Annotated in this window: 13 protein-coding genes; 8 read left to right on the forward strand and 5 right to left on the reverse strand. The window is 39.0% G+C overall.

What is annotated here, in order from left to right; translation table 11 throughout:
• Window positions 1–1,003 precede the first annotated feature (1,003 nt).
• Together U2718_RS05305 and trpS are read right to left on the reverse strand one after the other, a co-directional pair.
• Entirely contained in the window at window positions 1,004–1,933 is a 930-nt protein-coding gene (locus U2718_RS05305) for a methylenetetrahydrofolate reductase (protein ID WP_341995135.1), read from the reverse strand.
• Between the two features lie 61 nt (window positions 1,934–1,994).
• Window positions 1,995–3,005, reverse strand: coding sequence for a tryptophan--tRNA ligase (trpS, locus tag U2718_RS05310; RefSeq protein WP_341995137.1), 1,011 nt, complete (start codon window positions 3,003–3,005; stop codon window positions 1,995–1,997).
• A 194-nt stretch (window positions 3,006–3,199) separates the two neighbouring features.
• Here trpS and U2718_RS05315 point away from each other — a divergent pair, with 194 nt between their 5' ends.
• From U2718_RS05315 to U2718_RS05340, 6 genes are all read left to right on the forward strand, one after another.
• Window positions 3,200–4,783: a B12-binding domain-containing radical SAM protein gene (locus U2718_RS05315; protein ID WP_341995138.1), complete on the forward strand. Its 1,584-nt coding sequence runs from the start codon at window positions 3,200–3,202 to the stop codon at window positions 4,781–4,783.
• A gap of 474 nt (window positions 4,784–5,257) precedes the next feature.
• Window positions 5,258–6,415 carry a response regulator gene (locus tag U2718_RS05320; protein ID WP_341995140.1) on the forward strand — a complete coding sequence of 386 codons (1,158 nt, stop codon included), beginning with the start codon at window positions 5,258–5,260 and terminating at the stop codon, window positions 6,413–6,415.
• A gap of 147 nt (window positions 6,416–6,562) precedes the next feature.
• A complete protein-coding gene (locus U2718_RS05325) occupies window positions 6,563–6,925 on the forward strand; it encodes a response regulator (RefSeq protein ID WP_341995143.1) in 363 nt (120 codons plus the stop codon).
• Window positions 6,926–7,024: 99 nt separating this feature from the next.
• Window positions 7,025–7,498, forward strand: coding sequence for a chemotaxis protein CheW (locus U2718_RS05330; protein WP_341995144.1), 474 nt, complete (start codon window positions 7,025–7,027; stop codon window positions 7,496–7,498).
• Window positions 7,499–7,561: 63 nt separating this feature from the next.
• The gene (locus tag U2718_RS05335) at window positions 7,562–11,473 is read left to right on the forward strand and encodes a GAF domain-containing protein (protein ID WP_341995146.1); all 3,912 of its coding nucleotides are present in this window, start codon (window positions 7,562–7,564) and stop codon (window positions 11,471–11,473) included.
• Window positions 11,474–11,708: 235 nt separating this feature from the next.
• Entirely contained in the window at window positions 11,709–15,344 is a 3,636-nt protein-coding gene (locus U2718_RS05340; RefSeq protein WP_341995251.1) for a hybrid sensor histidine kinase/response regulator, read from the forward strand.
• Window positions 15,345–15,768: 424 nt separating this feature from the next.
• On the opposite strand, the gene U2718_RS05345 is transcribed toward U2718_RS05340, so the two are convergent.
• On the reverse strand, window positions 15,769–16,140 hold the full coding sequence (locus tag U2718_RS05345; RefSeq protein ID WP_341995148.1) for a hypothetical protein: 372 nt from the start codon (window positions 16,138–16,140) through the stop codon (window positions 15,769–15,771).
• A 550-nt stretch (window positions 16,141–16,690) separates the two neighbouring features.
• Here U2718_RS05345 and U2718_RS05350 point away from each other — a divergent pair.
• Window positions 16,691–19,435, forward strand: coding sequence for an EAL domain-containing protein (locus U2718_RS05350; RefSeq protein WP_341995149.1), 2,745 nt, complete (start codon window positions 16,691–16,693; stop codon window positions 19,433–19,435).
• Between the two features lie 117 nt (window positions 19,436–19,552).
• Here U2718_RS05350 and U2718_RS05355 read toward each other — a convergent pair whose 3' ends face one another.
• Both U2718_RS05355 and U2718_RS05360 read right to left on the reverse strand, forming a co-directional pair.
• Window positions 19,553–21,157 carry a bifunctional pantoate--beta-alanine ligase/(d)CMP kinase gene (locus U2718_RS05355; protein WP_341995150.1) on the reverse strand — a complete coding sequence of 535 codons (1,605 nt, stop codon included), beginning with the start codon at window positions 21,155–21,157 and terminating at the stop codon, window positions 19,553–19,555.
• A 254-nt stretch (window positions 21,158–21,411) separates the two neighbouring features.
• On the reverse strand, window positions 21,412–22,560 hold the full coding sequence (locus U2718_RS05360; RefSeq protein WP_411813232.1) for a septal ring lytic transglycosylase RlpA family protein: 1,149 nt from the start codon (window positions 22,558–22,560) through the stop codon (window positions 21,412–21,414).
• Between the two features lie 947 nt (window positions 22,561–23,507).
• Between U2718_RS05360 and glsA the strand changes: the two genes are divergently transcribed.
• Window positions 23,508–24,485, forward strand: coding sequence for a glutaminase A (gene glsA / locus U2718_RS05365; protein WP_341995255.1), 978 nt, complete (start codon window positions 23,508–23,510; stop codon window positions 24,483–24,485).
• The last annotated feature ends 4 nt before the right edge of the window (window positions 24,486–24,489 follow it).

A 24,489-nucleotide genomic window follows, 5' to 3' on the forward strand; every position in this document is an offset into this window, starting at 1 on the left:
GTGCCAATCGTATCAAGCGACGTTAACCTGTACTACCTGACGGAGTGACACGAAGGCTGCAAAACTTACTGAATAAGGTATGGCGCGTAGACCTTTGTGAAAATAGGGCAGTTTAGCTTTTTTTAAACACAATCAATTCGCTAGCTAAATTCCACCAAAATTTCATTGCTCCTACCCATAAACAACCCTTACGGGTTCGCCAGTCGCTACTAATGGATACGTCGCTAGCTAACGCAACGCCTGACGGCGAACGCGCTTACAAGTCGGCAGAGCCGCCCAGCGCACTGGCTCACCATATAAATCAATCCAAAAAGTACTATGACGTTGATGCAAACACTTCAACTCCTTCAAACGTCCCAGGTATTTTTGCAGTCCTATATTTCAGTATTGGCGTCTAACAAAAATTGCACAAGTATAGGCAATGGCAATAAGTAAAATCCTGATCAATCGTTTTATTAGGGGAAACCAGAGATATCCAATACTTAACTGCGGCAGCAGTAAGAATCTTTGTATACTGCGACGTCGGTTCTTAAATAGTATTGGTTGAGCAAACAAAGTTGCTAGTTTTTCTATCGTTGCAATTTTATGGAATTGTAACAGCAATACTAATACCTACAGCATTGTATACTGCATGGCTGTCAGTACATTTTGGAAGCATATGTTTGATAGGTCGAGCAATGATTGAGACGACCTATCTTTTTCTACTGCAAAATCGTTACATCCTCGTACATCAACTATTTTAGCCTTCTCCTCACCTCTTCAGGTTTAACATCTTACTAACTTACATCTGTTTCACACTTTCTCCTTTCACTAGGGTGATCGCTTTTTGGCGAAGATCATTGTTGTAGGAAGCTGGCATAGGGTTCTATTAATGCTCCAGGATAGCTTCTTTTTTATAAGTTATAACCCAGTTTTGTAGGTCTATTTAAGCATCTTGCCATCAAAAACAAAGAAAGCAGCGGATTTACTCCAGCTGCTTGAACAAGAAATGAAGTTACTCTATTTACCTTAGCGCCACCTGGCTAACTGGTACGACACTAGCCATCTCCAAAATTGGCACAATCAAATCTTCGCGCTTGACTGCCATCATATGGACACCCTGACACAAATGCCGTGCAATTTGGACTTGCTCTGCGGCAATTTTCACGCCTTCTGCTAACGGATCTTTAGCTTGAGCCAATCTATCAATAATGTGCTGGGGAATTTTTACACCCGGAACGCATCTATTAATAAACTGAGCATTCTTTGCCGATTTCAACAAGAAAATTCCCGCTAAAATCGGCTTATTACAGCCTGCGGCAACTTTGTCCATAAACTTTTCCAGCAGTTCAAAATCCGTAATCATTTGGCTTTGGAAAAATTGCGCTCCTGCTTCTAATTTGCGTTCAAATCGTGTTTGCAAACCTGACCAGCTAGCACATTGGGGGTCAACTGCTGCACCTGGAAATAAATCCAGCGCTCCATCAGATAGGGGTTGCTCATTACAGTCAACACCATGATTCAATTTCTGAATAACTTGTAGCAGGCGTACAGCCTCTAGATCAAATACACCTTTGCATTCAGGATAATCGCCTGCTTTCACAGGATCACCTGTCAAAGCCAAGATATTCCTGATACCGAGAGCATGCGCGCCCATAAGATCAGCTTGCAAACCAATACGATTGCGATCGCGGCAGGCGAGCTGACAAATCGGTTCAATATTATGTTGTAGCAAAATCGCCGATGCGACTACAGAACTCATCCGTAGTACTGCTCGGCTACCATCGGTAATATTGACGGCATGCACCCTCCCCTTAAGGGTAGCCGCCATTTTTAACATCTGTTCTGGATTACCGCCTTTTGGTGGTGCCACCTCGGCCGTAATCAAGAACTCACCTGCTTTCGCAGCTGCACGGAAAGAAGTTAAAGGAATTGGATTTCTCGTAGCCAGCATAACAAAGAAGTTTTCTGTCATTGGGTAAAGCTATAGCACATGTCACCCCATTCAGAAAAGCTCATAATGGCAGAGAGTACCCCATAGCAGTTTTTACTTTTGTAAGAGTGTGGTTTGCGATCGCCTCTGCTTTGTGCTTCCCATGCCGTAATACTGACTCTAAATAGCTTTTGTCGTTTATTATCGCCTCATATTTTTCTTGGATGGGTTTGAGGGCATTAATCGCGGTTTCTGTTAATAATGGCTTAAATTGTCCCCAGCCCATGTCCTGACACTCAGCCGCTACTTCTTCCTTAGTCTTGCCAGCAAGTAACATATACAGCGTTAACAAATTATTACATTCCGGGCGATCTGGATTGTCAAACTCCAAACCACGAATCGGATCGGTTTTGCAGCGCTTAATTTTTTTGTTAATCTCATCTGGAGGATCTAGCAAATTGATCCGGCTCAACTCAGAAGGATCGGATTTGGACATTTTTTTAGTCCCATCCGTCAAACTCATAATCCTTGCCCCTTCCTTTCTAATTAAAGGCTCTGGCAACTTCAGCACTGGTTGATCTGGTTCGGCAAATTGGTGATTAAACCTGTTCACAATATCTCGTGTTAATTCTAAGTGCTGCTTTTGGTCTTCACCTACTGGAACTTTATCCGCTTCGTACAGCAAGATATCAGATGCCATCAGCACCGGGTAGTCCAACAAACCTACACCAACATTTTCACCCTGCTTGACAGCCTTTTCCTTAAACTGAATCATATCAGTTAGCCAATTTAAAGGTGTGATGCAGTTGAGCAACCAAGTCAGTTCAGCGTGGGCAGAAACGTGGGATTGTACAAAAATGGTGGAGTATTGTAAATCGATACCACACGCCAGATAAAGAGCAGCGATCGTGTAGGTATCTGCCGCTAGCGTTGCTGGATTGTGCGGCAGGGTAATTGCATGCAAATCCACCACACAAAAGAAATTGTCATACTGACTTTGGATTTCTACCCAGTTGCGAATTGCACCTAAGTAGTTGCCCAAATGTAGATTGCCAGTTGGTTGAACACCAGAAAGTACTCGTTGCCTACCCATAAATTTTAACTTTAGTAGTCAATAGTTAATGGTTAATATTCATTGGTCAATAGTCAATACTCAAAAAGTTTTTGACTTGAGAGCGATCGCATAGATTTAGTTTACAAAACTCGACAAAAATTAAATTCTGGTCAAACAGAGTCGCATTAACCTTGGAAGTAATTAAGTATTTTCTTAGATTCCGGGGTATTTGCATGAAAGCTTTACTACTCTGGCCTATAATGCCCAATTCCTTTTGGTCTTACCAAGAAACGCTCGATTTAGCTGGCTTGCGTGCGACCAATCCACCATTGGGTCTAATCACAATTGCGGCAATGCTACCTAATGACTGGGAAATTCGTCTAGTAGATCGTAATGTCCGCCTAGAGAGAGATGACGAATGGGCATGGTGTGACATTGTTATTATCTCTGCAATGATTATCCAGAAAACAGATTTCTGGGAGTTAATTGAAAAAGGATTGGCTTTAGGTAAGAAAGTGGCAGTGGGTGGCCCTTTTCCGACTTCAGTACCGGAGTTTGCCCTGGAAGCAGGAGCGCATTACCTTATTTTAGATGAGGGAGAATGCACAATTCCCATGTTTTTAGAAGCTTTGGCACAAGGAGAAGAACGAGGTATTTTCCGGGCAACAGAAAAACCTGATGTCACTCAAACACCAATACCACGCTTTGACTTGCTGGATTTAGATGGTTATCTGGCAATCACGGTGCAATTTTCGCGAGGATGTCCGTTCCAGTGCGAGTTTTGCGATATTATCAACCTATTTGGTCGCAAGCCGCGCACAAAAACGCCAGAGCAGATGCTGGCTGAGTTAGAAGTTTTGTATCAAATGGGTTGGCGGCGATTAATATTTATCGTGGACGACAACTTTATTGGCAATAAACGCAACGCCAAAGTCTTTCTCCGGGCTCTGATTCCTTGGATGCAAGAACGCAACTATCCGTTTATTTTGCTCACCGAAGCATCCCTGAATTTAGCAGAAGATGATGAGTTAATCGAACTGATGGTGCAGGCTGGATTCACAATGGTATTTATGGGCATTGAAACGCCAGATGTAGAAAGTTTGGTAGGAATTCACAAAGAACAGAATACTCGTCAGTCATTGATGGACTCTTGCCATAAGATTACAAGAGCCGGATTGCAAATCATGTCTGGCTTTATCATTGGCTTTGATGGTGAAAAGCCAGGAGCTGGACGGCGTATTCAGCAGTTTATTGAAGATATCGGCATTCCTCAAGCTCATCTCAGTTTACTGCAAGCATTACACAATACAGCAATGTGGACTCGCCTCAAACAAGAAGGGCGATTGTTAGAAGAGTTAGGAAATTACTTTACTTTCCAAAAATCCCTGATCAACTTTATTCCTACTCGTCCAATCGAAGAAATTGTCAGAGAGTATATTGATGCTTTCTGGAATTTGTATGAGCCGATGCCCTATCTCAAACGCACTTTTCGTCACTTTAAGATGATAGAGGGTAAGCGCCCACAGAGCAAACGCCATATTGGTTGGCATGAGTTGCGTCTGTTTCCAAGGATTTGTTGGCGACAGGGCGTGCTTCGCTCGACTCGTTTCCGTTTCTGGTGGCAGTTGCTTGCGATCGCACTTCAAAAGCCAAACTTACTTTATGACTATTTTGTTGCTTTAAGTGTTGGCGAACATTTCTTCACCTTCCGTCATGAAGTGAAAGCACAATTAGAAGCACAACTGGAAGCTTTAAAGCAACAACAAGCAAAACAAAAAAAAGCAGAAACTGGTTACCAACTACAATCAGTTAATTAACTATTTGATAATAAATTGAAACAAAAAATTTGAATTTAAATGGCTTATTTAGGTGTGTTATCCTGGGTAACACACCTTTTTTAATTAATTTGTCATCTATATTTATATTATGTAAAATTAATTACCATATAAAATTGCGATTAGGTAATTGATTTAAGACAAAAAAGCCTCTTATAGAAACAACTCACTTAAATCTCTAAGTATTAACACTGTTGTAAAAATATAACTTAATACCTTATATTAAAACTATCTAAGTATTGATTATATTTTTGATAGTTTATGCAGCTGGTTTGACTTATTAATTAATAAAAACACAATTTAAGAGCATCTTCATAGATTGCTAAATAAATAATATTTGTACTTTTGCAATCGGCAAAAGATTTTGTGGCGGCTAAGTAGTTGGCTATATTGTCAAGACTATAAGTTTATAAGTAGCTGCCTTCCACTTAATAAAACTAACAATAATGAAGAAATATGGAAAAAATAGTAGCCACTGGTTTAATAAATGAATTTCAAAATTGTACACAAATACAATATAGCGGTCAATTACATACACAAAGCGCTAAGGGAGTTAAATGGACTTTTTATTATCGTTTGGGACGAATAGTGTGGGCAACAGGAGGAAATCATCCCTTTCGACGATGGCGCAGACTTATAGCTCAATATTGTCCCAGTCTTGAGACTGAAAAAATACAATTATCCTCTCAAGATATTTCAAGAGATTATTGGGATTATTGCCTACTTGAAAATTTATATGAAAAACAGCAAATTAAGCGAGAACAAGTTAATTTAATTGTGGAAAATACTCTTGCAGAATTGTTGTTTGATTTAGCTCAACAAGCAAATTTTTCCTCAATTAGTTGTGAACGTAGTCAAAAAGTTATTTTAGAAACGCCAATGAGCTTCACTAGTGCAGATACATCTCTTAAGCAGATGCGAGACTCTTGGAAAAACTGGTCAGAAGCTGGTTTAGCAAATTTTTCTCCTAATTTTGCACCAATCTTAATAAGACCAGAGCTACTTCAAAATCAGGTTAGCCCTAGTGTATATAAAAACTTTATCACTTTAATTAATGGCAAGCATACTCTTCGTGAATTAGCTCTCAAGATGAAGCAGAATGTTTTGCCTGTTACTCGTTCATTGCTCCCTTATATCCTCAAAGGAACAATTGAATTAGTTGAAATTTCTGATTTGCCTTTGCCCATTATTAAAGTTCACAACCAATCTAACAATAGTAAAGCAAAAATATCAAGTATACCACTGGTTGCATGCATAGATGATAGTTCTCAAGTTTGTCAGATAATGGAACAAATTCTCGTCCCTAAAGGATTAAGATTTGTTCAAATTCAAGATGCTTTACAAGCTTTACCAATTCTCATCGAGCATAAGCCAGACATTATTTTTTTAGATTTGATTATGCCAGTCGTTAATGGTTACGAAATTTGTGCTCAACTACGACGTATTTCTCTATTTGCTAACACACCTATAATTATTTTAACTGGTAGCGATGGTCTTTTGGATAGAGTGCGAGCTAAAGTTGTTGGTTCAACAGGTTTTATGAGCAAACTAATAGCAGCTGATAAAATTATTGATGTAATTAAAAAGTATATTTCAGTTCCAGTAAAAATATAATTCATTAGTATTTTTACTGAAGCATTCGCTAATTTAATAACACAGAATTAAAATAGAACAATCATTTTAGATGTTTAATTGCATAAAAAATTCAGTTTTCTGAATTTTTTATTTACCGTTGCTCAGTGATATTTACAGGTCATAAATATGAATACAGCTTTAGTTGTTGAAGATGGCTTGACTGATATGGAGATTATTAGCAAGTATTTACAAAATGAAGGCTATTACGTAATCAGGGCTAAAAGTAGTGAAGAAGTTCAAACAATTATCAATCAAAATCAGCCGAATGTAATATTTCTAGACGTTATTTTACCGGGTAAAAGTGGTTATGAAATTTGTCGTGAACTAAAAAGTGATCCTAAAACTAGCGATATTCCAATTATTATGTGTTCAACAAAAAATAGTGATGTTGATAAAATGTGGGGTACTATGCTTGGTGCTGATGCCTATATATCTAAACCAATTGATCGACAAGAATTAACTATCACTTTAAATCAATTAAACAAATAGATAGGTTATAAAAACTCCTTTGATATCTATGACTCATAAGATTAAATATAGGAGTTTGTAATTCACTATTTTCGATATTTAGAATTAGGAGAAAAGTCTTTGAGTTTAAGACAAAAGTTTTTAAGCTTTAATTTAGGTACAAAAGGTATAGCTGTAATTGCATTACAAAATATTACAGAAATATTGCAAGTATCATTAACAGAGATATGTTGTATTCCTCAAATGCATAGTTCTGTTTTTGGTACTTATAATTGGCGTGGAAATATGCTTTGGTTAGTTAATTTAGAAGAGATGTTGGGCTATATCCCTCTTCAAAAAGAAGTGAATTTACTCTCAAAAATGATAGCTATTGTAGTAAACAATGAAGATAAATACTTAGGATTATTAGTGCGTCAAATTATGGACATTGAACAATTAGATGCCAATAATTTAAAACCAACCAATTCTGAGTTATTTTCGCCAGATATTTCACATCTATTACATGGATACTTTATTAATGATAGAGAGGAAATGATTATTAATTTGAATGCTAATGCAATTCTTCAATCACCTATGTGGGACATTCATAATTAATGAAAGTCTCGGCTGTTTAAAATTGATAAAATGATTTTTACTTTAGATGTTAAGGAATTGAAAATGACAAGTGTATATAAAGAAAATTTTCATCATAATGTTGATGATGAACATTGGGTAAAAAGCAATTACAATATGAATATAGTGGATTCTATTGACAGTATCGAGCAGCAATTAAAAAATTGGCGGCAGCAGTTGCAAGATATTGTTAAAGAAATGCGGCAAGCTTCTGATATTGATGCATTATTTAAATTTGTTGCTAGAGATATTAGGGAAAAATTAGTTTGTGATCGCGTTTTGATTTATCGATTTACCTCTGCGGAAACTGGAACTGTTTTAGTAGAATCAAAAACAGCAGGTTGGACTCCTGCAATTGGTGAGAACATTCCAGCTATTACCTTTGGATTAGCTAATAATAAAGATTATTTAGAAACTGTAATTATTAATAATACAACAGAGGTAGATATTGCCCCTTATCAATTACAACTGTTTGAAAAACTTCAAGTCAAAACTAGTTTGAGCCAACCAATATTTGTTGAAGATAAGGTGTGGGGCTTGCTAGTAGCTCATAATTGTTTGGCACAAAGGCAATGGCAAGAGGTAGAAATTACCTTACTATCTCAAATTGCCATAGAGTTGACTTACAGATTACAAAGTTTTGAATTTCAAAGCAAATTACTACAGCAACAACAGCAGCAGAAATCATTAATCAAAGTCATTGACAAAATTCGACAAGCATCAGATGTCGATACTATTTTCAAAACTACTACCCAAGAAGTGCGCCAATTATTACAATGCGATCGCGTTGCAGTCTACCGCTTCAATTTTGACTGGAGTGGCGCATTTATCGCTGAGTCTGTTGCAAGTGGTTGGGTATCACTAGTAGGCCCCGATATTAAAACTGTCTGGGAAGATACTCACTTGCAAGAAACCCAAGGAGGGCGTTATCGCTATCATGAAACTTTTATTGTTAATGACATTTATCAGGTAGGACATACCTCTTGCCATATCGAAGTTTTAGAACAATTTCAAGTTAAAGCCTACGTAATTGTTCCTGTATTTTCTGGCTCAAAATTATGGGGATTATTGGCAGCTTATCAAAATTCTAGTCCTCGTACTTGGCAAAATTCGGAAGTCAGCTTACTAACTCAGATTGGTTTACAATTTGGCATTGCATTATCTCAAGCAGAATATTTAGAACAAGTACGATGGAAATCTGAACAGTTAACTCAGATAGCTGAACAAGAAAAAGCTTTAAACAAGGTAGTTAATCGTATTCGCCAATCCCTAGATTTAGATCATATCTTCAGAACAACTACTCAAGAAGTACGCCAATTAATACAATGCGATCGCGTCGCAATTTATCGCTTCAATTCTGACTGGAGTGGCGCATTTATTGCTGAGTCTGTCACTAGTGGTTGGGTGCAACTGGTAGGCCCCGATATTAAAACTATCTGGGAAGATACTCACTTGCAAGAAACCCAGGGAGGACGTTATGCCAAGGGTGAATCTTTTGTTGTTAATGACATTTATCAGGTAGGACACGCTTCCTGTCACATCGAAGTTTTGGAACAATTGCAAGTTAAAGCCTATGCGATTATTCCTGTATTTTCTGGATCCAAGTTATGGGGCTTGCTCGCGGCTTATCAGAACTCTAGCCCTCGTGCTTGGCAAACCTGGGAAGTCAATTTGTTAACCCAAATTGGCGTACAATTTGGTTTAGCTATATCCCATGTAGAATCTTTCCAAAATACTCAACAACAATCTCAAAAATTAGCTGCGATCACAGAACGCCAACAAAATCTAATTTTCCTGACTCGCAAAATCGGAGAAGCACTAGCAGGAAAAAGTGAATCTTCAGAAACTTTGAGTATTCTCCAGACAACAGCCTTAGAAGTTAGGCGATTATTGAAAGTAGATCGAGTGATTATCTATCGCTTTAATCCAGATTGGAGTGGTGAATTTGTTGCCGAATCTGTTGATAAAAACTGGATTCCTTTGAAAGAAAAACAAATAGATATAGCTTTGCTGCAAGAGAATGGCCATTGCGACGCTCTCCGCCATCTTTCACAATTGTACCAACCTAGAGATATTTATTCACAAAGCACAAAAGCGGGTTATTCACGACAGAAAACTACTTTTGTTGTAGATGATATCTACAAAGCAAACTTTCCTCCTTGTTATATGGAGCTTTTAGAACAATTTGAAGTAAAAGCTTATCTCACAGAGCCTATTTTTAAAGATCATCAACTGTGGGGATTGCTGGCAGCATATCAAAACTCTGAACCACGTCACTGGGAAGAGTTTGAAGTGAATGTCATGACTCAGATTGGTGTGCTATTAGAAGTTGCGATACAACAAGCAGACACCTTAGCAAAACTACAAGTACAGTCACAAGAACAACAATTGTCGATCGAGCGGGTGCAACTCATGTCCAAAATCTTTGAGCGCATTCGCGAATCATCAGACTTGGATACAATTTTCCGCTCAACGGTGAGGGAAGTTCGCAGTTTGCTTAACGCTGAACGAGTAGCAGTATTTCGTTTTCTTCCTGAATCTGGTTACAACGATGGAATATTTGTTGCTGAAGACGCGCTTCCGGGATATTCGTCAGTTTTGAAAGCACAGATACACGATCATTGTTTTGGAGAACAGTATGCTGCTGGCTATCGCGAAGGTCGAATTCAAGCTGTTACAGACATCTATAATGCCAATTTTACTCAATGCCACATTGATATTCTTTCCCAATTTCATATCAGGGCTAATTTGATTGTGCCGTTGATTAAGGGAGATGAATTATGGGGTTTATTGTGTATCCATCACTGTAGCGCCCCACGAGAATGGCAGGATGAAGAGATTACTTTAGTTAAACAAATTGCCGAGCAGTTTAGCATCGCCCTACAAAAAGGGGAATACTTGCAACAACTACAAACACAGTCGGTGCAACTTGCAGAAGCCGCAACTAGGGAAAAGGCAGCCAAGGAATTATTGCAAAAAGGCGCAGTGCAGCTATTAGCAGCAGTTAGATCGGCTCTCAACGGCGATTTAACAGTACGTGCGCCGCTTACTGAAGATGAACTAGGTACGATCGCTGATGCTTACAATAATACTCTCCAAGCTTTGCGCCAAATTGTTATCCAGGTACAAGCCGCTGCCCAACAAGTGGCAAGCACTTCTCGTCGCAGCGATACTTCTTTGGGAGAACTGAAAAATTTAGCAAATTTACAGTCTAGGGAAATAACTGAGGCATTAGGGGAGATTCAGCAAATGCTAGACTCTAGCAAAGCTGTAGCAACTAGCGCTGAATTGGTGCAAATAGCTGTGCAACAAGCTAACCAAACAGTAGTCTCTGGTGATACAGCGATGAACTCTACTGTAGAAGCAATTCAGGCAATTCGCGAAACCGTTGCCCAAACCAGCAAAAAGATTAAACGCCTCAGCGAATCATCACAAAAAATCTCGAAAGTGGTGAGTTTGATTAGTAACTTTGCCACACAGACAAACGTGCTGGCGTTGAACGCAGCTATTGAAGCCACCCGTGCTGGCGAATATGGAAAAGGCTTTGCAGTGGTAGCTGATGAGGTTCGTTCTTTGTCTCGCCAATCTGCTGCTGCGACGATTGAAATTGAAAAATTAGTCCAGGAAATTCAAGCAGAAACTGGTGAAGTAGCAATGGCAATGGAAACAGGTATTAAGCAAGTTGTAGAAGGTACAAATCTTGTGAGTGAAACACGCCAAAATCTCAACGCTATAGTTGCTGCAACTGCTGAAATTACCAAATTGCTGCAACAGATTACTGAAGCAACCCAAACCCAAACCCTGCAATCTACATCAGTAACAACGTCAATAAAAGACGTAGCAGAAATTGCAAATAAAACTACTACTGAAGTAAATGAAATTGCTGCTATTTTCCAACATTTATCAAACATGTCCCAAGATTTATTAGCAAATGCCAGCAAGTTTAAAGTCGAATAATTAGGGAACAGTGACTGGGGATTAGGGACGCTTGAAGAGGAGTGGGAGAGTGGGAGAAAATCCTTCTCCGTGTCAACGGACAGTTCGCACCTGCGGAAGCTGCTAGCTAACGCAACGCCTTACGGTGAACGCGTCTACAACGGAGGGAACCTCCGTACACGACTGTCCTCCCCTTGTCCTCTTTACTGCTCCCTCTTAGTCGAATATCTAAAATTTAAAATTGAACAGCCAAAATATGATTAGCGATCCTTCTATCCGCGAACAAGGCTATATCTACTTCCTAACTGAAGCTCCAGAATTACTACAAATTATTGAACAAGAGCTTTTTAGCTTGGAAGAACATAGTGTTACAAAAGTGCATAATTTAATGCGAGCCACTCATACTTTAAAAGGAGGTGCTGCTAACGTTGGACTAGAATTAATTAACAAGATTGCTCATTCATTAGAAGATGTATTTAAGACTCTTTATAATCCTGAACTAGAAATTGATAATGAATTGCGATCGCTACTATTTCAAGCTTACGAGTGTCTCCAAATCGCATTAGTGTCAGAACAGAATCAAAGTAATATTAATAATGATGAGATTTTACAACGAGCAACTTCTGTATTTGCCCTGTTGCAAGAAAAATTAGGAGATGCTTTTGGTGCCGATACTCATATTCCCACATCCGAAGAACTAGGATTTGATATTGTCCTATCTATATTTGAAACCGGAGTAACACAACGCCTAGAAAGTATTGCTGAAATAATTAAAGCTCCATCAAATACTCTTGAACTAGTAGAGATATTACGCTCTCACGCTGAGATTTTTCTCGGCTTGGCAGAATCTCTAAACTTACCAGGCTTTGGAGAAATTGCTCAGAACATTATTACTGCACTTACAGTTAACCCCAAGCAAGCACTCAAAATTGGAAAAATTGCTTTTGTAGATTTGCAACAAGCTAGAGACAAGGTAATAGCAGGCGATCGCATTCGTGGTGGTGAAACTTCTTCTGCTTTGCAAGCATTAACAAAGGTAATGGATGAAATCATAAATCAAACTAGCGATTTATCTGTAGAACTGGTAGATGAAATAGTCAATAAATCCGTCAATAATAACTTTTTGAGCCTAGAATTAGAAGAATTTTATATTTTTTTAACTAACAGTAAATCTCGTAAAAAACCTTTGAAGCCAATACTTGCTAAATTTTACCTAGTGGTTATTCGCTATCTTTTAGGTTGGTTTAATCATTATCGAGAGATACCAGAAGAAGAATTTACTTTATCTCTATTAATTCCTAATTCTTCGCCAGAAAATACTATTAATTATATTGAAAATTGGTTAAAAGATTTTTGGGAGTTTTTGCCACATCAAGATGATAGCTATAACCTATGTCTGTATCGCCAGGGTGCGATCGTAAATATCTTGCTGGCGATCACTAGATTTCAGTACTCCACTGACACCGATAATCAAGTCATCCAAGTCCTCAAAAGTAAAGTTGACAAATTAGCAAAAGAATATAAACAATGTTCTCCTCTAACTGCTCAAGAAAAAAATTGGATTAACAACATCAAGTTAAAAAACTTACTGGTAGTCAAAGAAATATCTACCTCTACCTCTTCACAAACAATAAATCCTTTGTTAGAGGCAATCTGGGGAAAAGAAGAGAATGCCAACCTTGACAGTCAATTGCTAACCACTGAAGCAGAAATTGAAACTTTTCATTCAACTGAACATTATGAACAACTGAATATATTTGAGCAGAAAACAGAAGAAACATCTGAAACAATTATTGAAGTTATTCCTGAGTTAAATATTATAAAAAAACTTCAAAATCCAGAACAAACCTCCTCATTACAGAATGAAAAAGCTTTTCATAATACATCTGTTAGAGTAGATGTTAAAGCATTACAGCGCCTTAACTATTTAGCAGGGGAATTACTGATTTTTCAAAAACAAGTTGCTTTGAATGACGAGAATATTACAGAATTAATTGAAAATTTATTTCAACAGTTATCTAGACATTTAGAAAATTTAAATAATTTACGAGAATTGCCACTCAAAACACAATATATCGCTAATAAAGAAAAATTACAAAATGTTGCAACAGTAAATTTTGATTCTTTAGAAATGGATGAGTATTCAGAATTTAATTTAGTTTTACACGAAGTATTAGAAGAAACACTACAACTACAAGAAACAGTTGATTCTATTAACTTACTCGTTAAGCAAGAACATCAAATTAAAGACAAAAAACAGCGTTTAGTGCTGAGTATGTTAGATAACTTGGTTACAGCAAGAATGCTACCTCTGGGAAAGATTTTAAATCGCTTTCCCCAGATGATAAAAAATTTAGGAAATGTTTATGGTAAAAATGTAGAATTGAAGCTCATCGGTACAGAGGTGCTAATCGATAAGGCGATCGCCGAAAAACTTTATGAGCCTTTATTACACTTACTACGTAATGCTTTTGATCATGGCATAGAAACTCCACAAGTTCGTAAGGAAAGAGGCAAATCAGAACAAGGTTTAATTGAAATTTGTGCCTATCATCAGGGTAATCAAACATTAATTGAAGTGCGGGATGATGGTCAAGGATTAAATTTAGAAAAAATTCGTGCTAAAGGGATTGAACTTGGTCTTTTACCAGCTAATAATACTACAAGTTCAGAAAAACTGTTAGAGCTATTATTTGCACCTGGATTTTCTACCGCGGGCAAAGTCAGCGAAATCTCTGGACGCGGTATCGGTTTAGATATTGTTCGCTCTCAGCTAGAGGCATTAAACGGTTCAATTGCAGTTCAATCTGTATCCGATCAAGGAACAACATTTACACTCAAACTTCCTTTTTCTATGACTACTGAACAATTAATGATAGTCCAAGCAGGAGAAGCTGTTTATGCCTTGCTTTTAGACAGTATTGAAAAAATCTTACTTCCCTGTGCAGACCAAATCAAAGAATTGGAAGGTAGAAAAACTTTGTATTGGAATACAAACAACGATGAATGTATAGTTAGCATACGCCAACTTTCAGAGCTAATGCAATACAATAGTTCGCTCAACCGAAGTAGTCTATCATCTCATCGGCTCACAATTAATGATATTGGGGAAATGAATAAACCCGTGCTTTTGCTTCGTCATAATCGAGAAATTTTAGGTTTAGAAGTTGACCAAATAATCGGCGAGCAAGAGCTAGTAATTAGACCTTTAGGTAGTGCGATCGCTCCTCCTAAATATATTTATGGTTGCACAACATTGGCAAATGGTACCCTGATTTTAGTGATTGATAGTGTTATGTTGTTGGAATCTCAGGAGATGCAAGCAACAGTTGAGATTGTAACCTTACCAATCGTCCATTCACTCCATCAAAAAGCTTTGCCGTTATCTGGAATCACTATTCAATCTCCACTGCTACCAGCTGCTTCTGATTCCACAAATTCTTCAACAACCACAATCAATAAGTCTCTAGAACCAGATTACAAAACAGCAAAAGTCATATTAGTGGTTGATGATGCAATTAGTCTCCGCCAAACCCTTTCTTTAACTCTCCAAAAATTTGGCTATCAAGTACTACAAGCTCAAAATGGTGTAGATGCTTTAGAAAAGTTACAGCGACATCCTGAAGTTTCGCTTGTAATTTCTGACCTTGAAATGCCGAGAATGAATGGCTTTGAGTTATTAAATAATGTTCGGCAAAGCCAAAATCTAGCAAATAAACCAGTCTTAATTCTTACTTCTCGTAGTGCTGATAAACATCGTCAGTTGGCACAAGCATTAGGTGCAACCGCTTACTTGACTAAACCTTATTTAGAGCATGAATTTCTCTCTACTGTTAATAATTTAATAAATAAGGATATTGATGACTTTAGTAATGTAATTATGAGTAATTAGTTAGTAGATAGTAGTTATAGTTAGCCATTAGTCATTAATTACTAATCCTGCCTTCGGCAAACCCCTCTGGGGGAACGGGTACTCTATGAGTTCTCCATTGGGCATAGCCCTTTTCGTAGAGTAGGAGTACACAGTTATTACAACGGGAAACACACAAAAGCGAATTGTCTCACCACCGCACTCGCTCCAAAACACACAACTCTCCACTTTAAGGGCGCGTTTAGAAAATAAATTGTCTGTTTCAACCGAACAATCATCGGCAAAACCCGCCTTTACAGTGGTTAGTGGTTCTCTTCAAAGAAGCATTTCCACAGTGCTGTTTCACCACTAAAGTGGCTCCTCAAAATCACACTGCTTACCACTCCACTAATTGTACAAACGCGATTAATCGCGTCTGTACTGACCAACAACTAATGACTCTTGACTAATCTTCCAGTGATTTGGCTGGTACTTCAACTGCTGTGACATCAATTGTGCCTTCTGGTGTAAAGCGTTGAAAATGCCCCTGTTGCACTAACAAAAGCTCCCCACAGTTAGGACACTGTAACTGCGTCTTATTTAAACCCGTAAATTGATAATCGCACACGGGACAGCGATCAGTAACTAGGTTACGTTGCAGCCACCACCGGAATCCGAAAAACGCAAGAATGGGTGCTAACAAAAGTAGCCCAACAATAATCAGCAAGGAATTAACCAACCAGCCTAAGCCCAATGACCCTAGCAACCATATAACTGCTATGAATATAAGCCAAGGACGGAGATGATACAGATTCCACTCAAAGGTTTTAAAGCTCATTTCTTAAGTATCGTCTTGCTCTTTCTATAGGATAGCGAGTTTATCCAGTAGTCTCTAGTGCAAGAGGCAGAAGGTTATGAGGCTAATCAGACGTAACTTTTTTGTCTTTTTGAATCATATTTCTTTACTGCTGTTGTATGTAAACCAGTAATAAATTTTTCAATTACAGAATTAAGCGCTAAAACCAATGATTACAGTAAATTGCGTAATCACAACAAGAATTTAGTATAATTTATAACATAATCATTGGCTTGACAAAGTTTAAGAAATGTTATGTGACTGTAAATTTTTAGTGAAAAATGTAACTATATCTATCTAAAGGGGTAAAGTAAAAAATAGTTAAAGAAATATACACAATCAACTCAAAACGATGATCCTGTTTTTATTGTGTGAACTATAGGTGCTAAAACATTTTCAGTAAATATATTTAAATTACCGCTATCAATAATTAGCATTTATACAAACTTGTAAAAGCAAAATAATAGCCTTCCTCTTCTAGTGACATAGAAGCAAGATGAGGTCACTTGTCAACGCTTCTTGAAATGATGGGATGTTTAGCTTGGTTTCTTTGGCAGTTTATACAACTCTGGCAATGGTTTTTACTCGTGGCAAGGTATACGCAAATCAGCATCAGCTAAACAATAATAAAAACAAGTTGATATCTACGATTGAGGAAAATCTTACTAGTTGTAAAGATACGAATCGAGACTTACGACAAGAATATAGGCAATCAATATTAGAACAGCAAGAACTATTTTACTCCTTAGCAGAACTTAGCCCATTTCCTGTTGTGATTGTATGTATTGAAAGCGGTAAGATTCTATTTAAAAATCAACTTTTAGATTCTTTATTTGGAACAGATTCATATCAAAAGCTGGATAAAATAACTTCTGAATTTTATGCTCATACTGCTTTATGGACTCAATTGACTAATAAGCTTGACAATGGTGAACCTGTTAGAAACTTTGCAGTACAGTTAAAAAAAATTAATGGAGATATTTTTGAAGCCTTTATTTCAGCTAAAGTAGTTCACTACGAAGATAAACTAGCAGCACTATTCATATTCAATGAGCAGCCTAGAACAAAACATATAAATGCCTTGCTTGGGGATACAACTGAAGATATAAGTACCCAAGCAGAATCAGAAAACATAAACTCTGATTTTGTAACTACCACAGGCTCTACAATCCCAGCATTAGCAATTAGATACCAACATTTAAAAGCACGTTTGCATTTGATGGAACGTGCGCTTTCTGCTAGCAGTAATGGGATTATTTTGACAGATGCCAATCAACCAGATAATCCTGTCATTTATGTTAATCCAGCCTTTGAAAAGATGACAGGCTATTGTGCTTGTGAAGTCATTGGACGTAACTGCCGTTTCTTACAGGGAAATGAACGGGATCAAGCAGCTGTTGAGGAATTACGTACTGCTATTCAAGAACAAAGAGAGTGCCACGTAATTTTACGGAACTATCGTAAGGATGGTACACCATTTTGGAACGAACTTTACTTAGCTCCAGTGTTTGATGCCTCTGGCTGCTTAACTCATTTTATTGGTGTTCAAAACGATATTACTCAGCGGCTAGAAACTATTAAGGCTTTGCGGGAGCGAGAAGAACAGTATCGTAAGATTGTGGAAACTGCTACTGAGGGAATTTGGGTACTCGATAAAGACAATACCACTGCCTTTGTCAACCACCAAATGGCAACGATGTTGGGCTACACAATCGATGAGATGCTAGGTAAAACGCTGTTCTGTTTTATGGATTCAGAAGGGCTAGCGATCGCCACTACTCTGCTTTCACATCGTCATCAGGGTATTAACGAGACACACGATTTCAAATTTCGTTGTAAAGACGGCTCAGATTTATGGGCAATGGTTTCTTGTGCGCCGTTGTTAGATGAGCAAGGAAATTATACTGGAGCGTTGGGGATGGTTACTGACATCACCGATCGCAAACGCATGGAAAAAAAGTTAGTCTGCCATGCCTTCTACGACGCTCTTACTGGACTGCCCAACCGAGTTTTGTTTATGGATAGACTAGAGCAAGCGATCGCACGAATAAAACTTTACCCAGATGACCTATTTGCTGTATTAATTCTAGACCTTGATCGTTTTAAGCTTGTTAATGATAGCCTTGGGCATTTAGTTGGCGATCAACTACTGGTGACAATTGCCCAAAGGCTCCAAAATTGCTTGCACCCTGACGATAACGATACTGTGGCTCGCTTAGGTGGAGACGAGTTTACTATCTTGCTTTCTCACATCCAGTCTATTGATGACGCAATTCGCGTAGCAGAAAATATTCATCAGGTACTAAAATCACCATTTAACTTAAACGGATATGAAGTATTTACAACTGCCAGCATTGGCATCGTCTTAGGTACAGCCAAGTACGCTCAAGCCGCAGACTTGCTTAGAGATGCTGATACTGCCCTTTACCATGCCAAAGAGCAAGGTAAAGCTTGGCATATGGTTTTCGATATTACCATGTATGACCGGGCAGTTGCACTTTTGCAGTTAGAAACGGATTTAAGATGGGCAATTGAGCGACAGGAGTTGCAAGTGTTCTACCAACCAATTGTATCAGTTGCAACAGGTAGGATTATGGGATTTGAAGCACTTGTTCGCTGGCAGCATCCAGAACGAGGGCTAATTCCTCCTACTGAGTTTATTCCAGTCGCAGAAGAAACTGGACTAATCGTGCCGATTGGTAGATGGGTATTACGTGAGTCTTGCCAACAATTACGACAATGGCAGTTACAATTTCCTGAGATCGAGCCTTTGAGTATCAGCGTCAACCTTTCTGGCAAACAGTTTGCCCAACCTTATTTAGTTGAGCAGATCGACCAAATTTTACAAGAAACTAACCTTGCTCCGAGCTGTTTAAAGTTAGAAATTACCGAGAGTGCAATTATCGCAAGCCCTGAAAAAGCTGCTACTGTTCTTCGACAACTAAAAGCTTTGGGGATGCAATTGTGTATTGATGACTTTGGCACAGGTTACTCGTCTTTGGCTTATTTGCACTATTTTCCGATTGATGTTTTAAAAATTGACCGTTCCTTTGTCGCTCGACTTGACAACGATGGTGAACAATTAGCAATTATTCGAGCCATTATTACCTTGGCTTGTAACTTAGGGATGAGTGTAGTTGCTGAAGGAGTAGAAACAATGAATCAGTTAGTACAACTAAGGTTGTTAGAATGTGACCAAGCACAGGGTTATTTATTCTCACAACCTTTAAATAGCGAAAAAGCAAGCATTTTGCTAGCTGTTCGACCAAAGTTTTAAATTGGGGACTGGGAAGAGGACACGGGGACAAAGGGACGCGGGGACACGGAGAATCGATCAGTACGTTCTTGCCCCAAGTCTTGTTGTCTCCCCTGCTCCTTGTCCTCTTCTTTGTCCCTAGTCCCTAGATAAACGTTGCTGGTAATAGCCCACTATTTTTTCAGTCACTTCATTTACAGAAAGACCGTCAGTGTTAACTTCAATAGCATCGGGTGCTTTCTTTAAAGGAGAAACCTTGCGGGTACTATCTTTCCAATCGCGTTCGGCAATATCTTTTTCAAGTTGCTCTAAAGAAATTGTAGATTGGTCTTGCTTTTTATAGTCTTTGAGGCGACGACGTGCTCGTTCTTGTACAGATGCAGTTAAAAATATTTTCACTTCTGCATCAGGGAAAACATGAGTACCAATATCCCGTCCTTCTGCAACTAACCCACCTTTTTTACCCCAGTTTTGCTGTTGTTTCACCAGTGCTTGCCGCACAGCAGTTTGTGCTGCGATCGCCGAGACTTTGGATGTTACTTCTAGCGAGCGAATTGCTTGAGTAACGTCACGATTGTTAATTGAAACTCGTACAGGAGATTGTAAATCCTGACTGGGAGCTAGTTCAATTACACATCTATGAGCTAATTGGGCGATCGCACACTCATCATCAAGGACAATTCCCTCCTGCAAAACCAGCCAGGTGATAGCACGGTACATTGCTCCTGTATCCAAATAAACTAGACCTAGTTTTGCTGCCACTTGACGAGCAACGGTAGATTTTCCGGCTCCAGCAGGCCCGTCAATGGCGATGATTGGTTGGCGATCGCGTAAAATAATATTGTCAATCAAACGTGTAGAACCAAGACGAGCGGCGATCGCGAGCATTCCTTCCTCCTCAATTTTTTCTAAAGGTATCAACGTAGTCGGTTCAACCAATTCAATATATTCCACAGACAAAGAACTGGCGAGTGCGAGTTCTTGCTGTACTGTTGATATCAGCGTTTGAGCGTCACGTTCGCCGGCATAAAACTTGGTAGCTGCTCTCTGCAAACCGCGATACAACATCGTTGCTTGCTGTTTTTCCGTTGCACTTAAATATTGGTTGCGAGAACTTAAAGCCAAGCCTGATGCTTCCCTTACCGTTGGACAAGCAACAATCTCAATCGCAAAATTTAAATCAGCTACCAGCCGTCTAATAACAGCCAGTTGCTGCCCATCTTTTTGACCAAAATAGGCTCGATCTGGCTGTACCAAGTTAAAAAGCTTAGTCACAATCGTGGCAACACCTTGAAAGTGGCCTAACCGAAAACGGCCACACAAACCTGAAATCATAGCAGATGGCGGAATGACTTGTGTAACCTTTAATTCTTGTAAATTTTTCAGATCAACTCCCATTTCCTCCGGATTAGGCGCAAAAATTGCATCTACTCCAGCTTTTTCGCACAGTTGTTTGTCTTGGTCTAAAGTCCGGGGATAACGTTGATAATCCTCATTGGGGCCAAATTGCAGAGGATTGACAAAAATACTGACAATTACCACAGCATTTTCTTGACGCGCCCTTTGAATCAAGTTTAAATGACCTTGATGCAAAGCTCCCATCGTGGGAACTAGACCGATCGCCGTCAAGGATCTGTCAGTCACTTCAAATTCTGATTGTTGCTGTTGCTCTAAAAGCAAATTGTCTAAGCGGCGTTTAGCTAGATAGCAGCGCAATGCTGCAACTGTTGTCAACAGGCGCACAAAAATACCCCTAGTCTTTCTGTTGCTCTCCCCAGTTAGTTTATATCTGAAAACGTACCGAAGAGAGTATTAACTAGAGGATAAAAAGATTAAATAAATAAGGGAACAGAGGAAGTGGTTATATCCGTTTGAAATTTTAGATTTTGAATTGCAAATGTCTATGGCCAGTCTATATCTGTAAAGTTCAGAGTAGTTTGTAGTTAGTTATTGGTTAGAAAAACCACCAACTAACTACTAGCTTCTCATCGTTTAACTTACCTGCCTAAGACTTCTATTCTGACTGGCGCAAGTCCACTACCGAGCATTCCCAAAACCCTTGCTGCACCCGTGGAAAGGTCAATAACTCGACCACGAATAAATGGCCCTCTATCATTAATGCGTACAACAACGGAACGACCATTGCGGGTGTTGGTAACACGTACTCGCGTTCCAAAGGGTAAGCTGCGATGGGCAGCTGTCATTGCCTCTGGATTGAATCTCTCACCTGTAGCAGTACGATTGCCAGCAAAATCGTAGCCATAAAAGGAAGCTATGCCTCTGAAGCTAGCAAGCACTTGCCCAGCTACTTTCTGTGGCAACTTTGGTATTGACATAGGTACGCGAACTGGTGGTAAGTCGGCAATTTTATTTAAGGGAGATGCGTTACCTATGAGTCTGCGCAGACGATTGGTTACTTGTAGTGCGTCTTGTGCTAAATCTTTGGTCGTATCTGCTAACCGCGTATCCTCATTAATTTCTACGAGTTCCTTGTTATTGGCTTTGATCACAAAACGACCGTTAAGCAAATCTTGAGCAGCTAGGCTTTTGTTCTGGCTTCCTGATGCTGCTGTAGATGCATCTTTTGCTTTCCAACTGACAGTAATCTTGTCAGAGTCCACATTGTCCAGGACTAACTGGTTAACTTTCGCTGCTACTACACTAGCTCTTTGCACTGGGTCGTTTTGAGCAGAGTTTGCTTGATTGCCTACAACCGCGACTGTTCCGCCAGTTGTTGCCACCTTGGTAGTGCTGCTGGTATCAAGAGTTTTGTATACCCCGTTCACGTTAGCGATTTCACCAACTTTCGTTTCTGTGCTGGCTACTGGCTTGTTGCCTGTAAAGGTGAGAACGGGGATATCGCGGATATAGAGAGTTGCCGCTGGGCGACCTGCCATTTCATGCGTGTGAATCTTCGCGATCAGAGCCGCACTAGAAACAGGATTCGCTGTTGGAGATTTGTATTCTCCCACTTTTACCACATCACCAGAAGGCTGAGTAGGAGAGGGTTGAGCCGTTTTTTGTGCGGTTTCAGAACGTCCAATTAACGGTGTCCCCAAAACGGTGCTAGCAACAGCGACAACAGTCCACAAATGTTTTTGATTCATGCGTCCAATATTAAAGCAACTGTAGAACAGAGATTTCATGATTCGTGGGTTTGTACTACTAAGAGTGACTTTGCCCAACAACCGAACTCGTTCCGCTTTCACTTTTTGCTTTGTAACTGCAACAGACTAACATGAACTTTTGAGCTTGGGGATCAGGGTTTTAGCGTAAGAATAGGTAAATTTATCAAAATTAAATTTGAATTTCAGGGGCAAAACCTTGCTCAAAAGCGGATTTCGCTTTGGTAACACTTTTTTTGATGGATTAGAAATTTTATTAGTAAACCTTAATGATATTTGGTATTTAAATCAATTACGTGATATATTTACCTTGCCGAAAAAGCTCTTTAATGGTAAAGAGTGCTGTTGTTTACTATAATGATAAAATAATTACTTACGTAGAGTAATTGTACCTAAAATACTTTCTCGTAAATCTAAAATAATTCTACGTAAAATTTGTTACTAATAATAAATTGTAGCTAAATATTAAATCTGGAAGTTAGAGAGAGATTGCTCATCATAAATCTAGATAAATGAAATCGCTATTTTAGTCACACCCAAATAGCGCTGAGTTAATACAGTTCTTGTCCTCACTGATTTATAGCCTGGAAACTGGGAACCCATCCAGGCAAACTTCTCCTCCCAAAATATTGAGAAAGGCAGTAGCTCACTCAAATACATTCCCGGTTCAGAAGCTAGAGGATAGCGCGAAAAGTCGTAGCAATTATGACATCTAAATTAATACACTAACTTTTTCTAGTCACACATAAATACAAGAATTTTAGTCAAATAAAATACAACACATCTTAAAACAGAGTTTTAGAGTTGTTCTGATTTAAGGAAACATTTTTTACACGATTAAAGAACATCACTCATTTCAAAAATTACTTATATTTGCTGGTGTGATTCGATGATTTTGTCACCACGGCAAATAAATACCACAAGTAGCCTAGTGTAGTAGAGAAGGCGTAATCATTCACACTTAGATTATTAACTTCATGGCTAACCAAAAATATTTACAGATAGCCTCATTGCCACTTCAATCTTTTCTAGATGACTTGCATGACAAGTACAAGTCAGAGCAAGAGGGTGCGGTGGCAGACTACATTCCAGAACTAGCAAAGGTAAACCCAGATGCTTTTAGCATCTGCATAGTCACTATTAACGGTGACGTTTATAGAGTAGGAGATTACAACCAACTATTTACTATTCAGTCAATATCTAAAGTGTTTGTGTATGGATTAGCACTAGAAGATCATGGTCGAGAGTACATATTGACTAGAGTTGGCGTAGAACCTACAGGAGATGCATTCAACGCCATCGTCTTGGATGAGGAATCAAAACGGCCTTACAACCCAATGGTAAACGCGGGTGCGATCGCTACCACCAGTTTGATCAAAGGGTTTGGTGCTAGTGAGCGTCTCAATCGGATGTTAGATATGTTTCGCAGATACATTGGTCATGATGTATTCGTTGATATAGCGGTATTTACATCCGAGCGCACTACTGGACATCGAAACCGGGCAATGGCGCACCTCATGCTCAACTTCGGCATGATTGACGAACCAATAGATGAAGCACTCGACCTTTACTTTCAGCAGTGTGCTGTAATGGTGAATTGCCACGACTTAGCAGTAATGGCAGCAACTCTAGCGAATAAAGGCATCAATCCGATCACAAAAGAACAAGCAGTTGATAGCCGTTATATCAAAGATATTCTCAGCGTTATGTACACTTGCGGAATGTATAACTTTGCTGGTGAATGGGCTTACAAAGTTGGTCTTCCTGCAAAAAGTGGAGTTTCTGGTGGAATTATCGCTGTAGTCCCAAATCAAATGGGCATAGCAGTGTTTTCGCCCCGGTTAGACTTACGTGGTAATAGCGTGCGAGGAGTAAAAGTGTGTGAGGAACTTTCCCAGTATTTTGGTTTGCACTTATTTGAGTGTTCCCATCATAAATGTAGTTAAAATC

The sequence above is a fragment of the Chlorogloeopsis sp. ULAP02 genome (assembly GCF_038404745.2).
In the GTDB taxonomy this organism is placed as follows: Bacteria; Cyanobacteriota; Cyanobacteriia; order Cyanobacteriales; family Nostocaceae; genus Chlorogloeopsis.

What these genes read in the sequence shown, in the direction of transcription:
- U2718_RS05320 (WP_341995140.1), top strand. Translation starts at nt 5,258, where the DNA reads ATGGAAAAAATAGTAGCCACTGGTTTAATAAATGAATTTCAAAATTGT.
- U2718_RS05335 (WP_341995146.1), top strand. Translation starts at nt 7,562, where the DNA reads ATGACAAGTGTATATAAAGAAAATTTTCATCATAATGTTGATGATGAA.
- U2718_RS05345 (WP_341995148.1), bottom strand. Translation starts at nt 16,140, where the DNA reads ATGAGCTTTAAAACCTTTGAGTGGAATCTGTATCATCTCCGTCCTTGG.
- trpS (WP_341995137.1), bottom strand. Translation starts at nt 3,005, where the DNA reads ATGGGTAGGCAACGAGTACTTTCTGGTGTTCAACCAACTGGCAATCTA.
- U2718_RS05325 (WP_341995143.1), top strand. Translation starts at nt 6,563, where the DNA reads ATGAATACAGCTTTAGTTGTTGAAGATGGCTTGACTGATATGGAGATT.
- U2718_RS05340 (WP_341995251.1), top strand. Translation starts at nt 11,709, where the DNA reads ATGATTAGCGATCCTTCTATCCGCGAACAAGGCTATATCTACTTCCTA.
- U2718_RS05350 (WP_341995149.1), top strand. Translation starts at nt 16,691, where the DNA reads ATGTTTAGCTTGGTTTCTTTGGCAGTTTATACAACTCTGGCAATGGTT.
- U2718_RS05360 (WP_411813232.1), bottom strand. Translation starts at nt 22,560, where the DNA reads ATGAAATCTCTGTTCTACAGTTGCTTTAATATTGGACGCATGAATCAA.
- U2718_RS05305 (WP_341995135.1), bottom strand. Translation starts at nt 1,933, where the DNA reads ATGCTGGCTACGAGAAATCCAATTCCTTTAACTTCTTTCCGTGCAGCT.
- U2718_RS05315 (WP_341995138.1), top strand. Translation starts at nt 3,200, where the DNA reads ATGAAAGCTTTACTACTCTGGCCTATAATGCCCAATTCCTTTTGGTCT.